Source organism: Variovorax sp. 20P10.2.4 (assembly GCF_058244205.1).
On record NZ_JBZAYE010000852.1, the window covers coordinates 1 to 2,580 of the forward strand.

Annotated in this window: 1 protein-coding gene; it reads left to right on the top strand. The window is 72.4% G+C overall.

The window, feature by feature from the left end:
* The first annotated feature begins 77 nt into the window (after window positions 1-77).
* Window positions 78-2,468 (top strand): DUF4011 domain-containing protein, encoded by a 2,391-nt coding sequence (locus tag AC27VN_RS38510; RefSeq protein WP_490880070.1) that lies wholly within the window; start codon window positions 78-80, stop codon window positions 2,466-2,468.
* Window positions 2,469-2,580: the final 112 nt, after the last annotated feature.

Consider the following 2,580-nt stretch of genomic DNA (forward strand, 5'->3'; position numbering starts at 1 on the left):
AGCCTCGCGCGCGTCAAGCGCGACGCCGCCACCGTGCTCGACAAGGCCCGAGCCCAGCATGCACGGAGCGCCACGGCATGACGAGCATCGCACCGCTGTTGCAGTTGCTCGACACCGCCGATGCCCACGGCGGCCTGCAGACCGACGACGTGCTCGCCCTCGCGCTGCCGTTGCTGCGCGAGGTCTCGGCGCTGCACGAGCAGGGCCGGGTCGCCGCGCTGGGCCATGCGATGGCATACCGCGTGAACGAGGTGCCCGCGCTGGAACTGGCCCAGCCCGCGGGCGCCGAGCCGAAGCGCAACCCGCAGGCGATCGCACCGCTCGAGCGCCCGGTGGCCTCGGTGCTGCGCGTGGTGGGCGAGGAACGCATCACCGTCGAAGGCGGCATCGGCGTCGCGCGCGAGAACCTCGAGGTGCTGCCCGAGGCCACGCCCGACACCGTGCCGCAGCGCCCGGCCTACCTGCCCGGCTACGGCGCCTGGGAGCAGCGCTTCGCGCACCACGATGCGCTCAGCGACATGCTGTGCCTGGGCCAGGTGCTCGCCAGCCTGGCCTGCGGGCTCGACTTCACGCAGGGCGAGGAGCTCGCGCGCTTCGCCGAGCACCGCGGCAACCTGTTCGAGATCAACCGCCGGCTGCACCCGGTGCTGGCCGCGGTGATCGTCGAGATGACGGCGCTCGACCGCCACGAGCGCGCGCGCGACCTGCCCTCGGTGATCCGCCGCCTCGAGACCTACCGCGACCAGCCGCTGGACCTGGGCCTGGAGCGCCTCGCGAACCCGAAGGACGGCGCGGGCCAGCGCCGCCAGGCGATCCAGCTGCACCTGCGCGACCGGCTGTTCGACCTCTCGCGGCGCAACCGGCTGCTGTACTTCAAGCCCACGCAGGCGCACGTCAACCTCACGGTGGCCAGCGTGCCGCTGGTGGTCGACCTGCAGAGCATCCGCGTCGACCAGCTCTGCGTGTGGGACGGCCGCTTCGCCGCCGAGGTCGCGAGCGGCGACCCGGTGCCGCTCGCGCGCTGGCTGCGCTTCGAGGACCAGCCCTACCTGCCGGGCGCGCTCGACCGCATCCTGCAGGAGGCGCGGCGCGACCGGGCCGAGTACGGCCTGTCGCAACTCTCGCTGGTGATCGCCTTCCTGCGCTGGCACAACCTCAAGGAGGACGCCGACGAGCGCATCGTCTCGCCGCTCCTGATGCTGCCGGTGGAGCTCGCGCGCAAGAAGGGCGTGCGCGACCAGTACCTGCTCGAGGCCGCGGGCCCCGAGGCCCAGGTCAACCCGACGCTGCGGCATCACCTGCGCCAGCTCTACGGCATCGTGCTGCCCGAGAACATCGACCTGCGCGAGACCTCGATCGAGCAGTTCCATGCCGAGCTGGCCGCGCAGATCGCGCGCACCGAGCCCGGCGTGCAGTTGCGTCTGCAGCGGCAGCCCGAGATCGCGCTGATCCACCAGCGCGCGCGCCAGCGGCTCGAGCAGTTCAAGCGGCGCGTGCGCGAGCGCGCGCCCTCGGCCGTGCCCATCGCGGCCACCGACTACAGCTACGCGCAGGACGATTTCCGCCCGCGCGGGTTGCAGCTGTTCCATGCCCGCGTGCAGCGCGTGCCGCTGCCGCTGGCCGGCGCGGTGGGCGCGCGCCCTACGCCACGCGCACCACAGATGGCGCCCGCCGAGGCCGAGCGCCAGACCTTCGCGCTGCGCGAGAACGCCGGCAATCCCTACCAGTGGGACGTGGACCTCACGGCCGTGACGCTCGGCAACTTCAACCACCGCAAGATGTCGCTGGTGCGCGACTACAGCGGGCTGGTCGAATCGGACATGGCGAGCGAGGCCTTCGACCGCGTGTTCTCGCTGCAGCCGCGCCAGGTCGACACCGAGACGCCCGCCGTGCTGCCGCTGGCCGAGCAATGGCCGGTGGTGCAGGCCGACGCGACCCAGACCGCCGCCGTGGCGCTGGCGCGCACCGGGGCCAGCTACATCATCCAGGGGCCGCCGGGCACCGGCAAGTCGCAGACCATCACCAACCTGATCGCCGACTACGTGGGGCGCGGCCGCCGCGTGCTCTTCGTCTGCGAGAAACGCGCCGCGATCGACGTCGTGTTCCACCGCCTGCGCCAGCAGGGGCTGGACGAGCTGTGCTGCATGATCCACGACTCGCAGGGCGACAAGAAGGCATTCGTGCAGAACCTGCGCCAGACCTACGAGCAATGGCTCGAGGCACCCTCCACGCTCGAGGCCGAGGGCGGCGAACGCACGCGGCTGCTCGATGCGATGGACCTCGACCTGCGCGCGCTCGAGCGCTTCGATGCCGCGATGCGCGAGGTGCCCGCGCACCTGGCCGTCACGCTGCGCGAGCTGGTGGCGCGACTGGTCGCGCTCAAGGCCGCCGATCCCCAACTCACGCCGCTGCAGGCCGAGGCCCTGCCCGACTACGCGGCCTGGCGCCTGTCTCTTCTCCACATCTGACGCTGCCGACGATAGCTACCAGGTGTAGATCTCGGTGGTCGCCGTATCATTAAAAAGGGGGGGGGGGGGGGGGGGGGGGGGGGGGGGGGGGGGGGGGGGGGGGGGGGGGGGG

Coding starts and splice junctions, on each gene's coding strand:
- AC27VN_RS38510 (WP_490880070.1), top strand. CDS start 78: ATGACGAGCATCGCACCGCTGTTGCAGTTGCTCGACACCGCCGATGCC.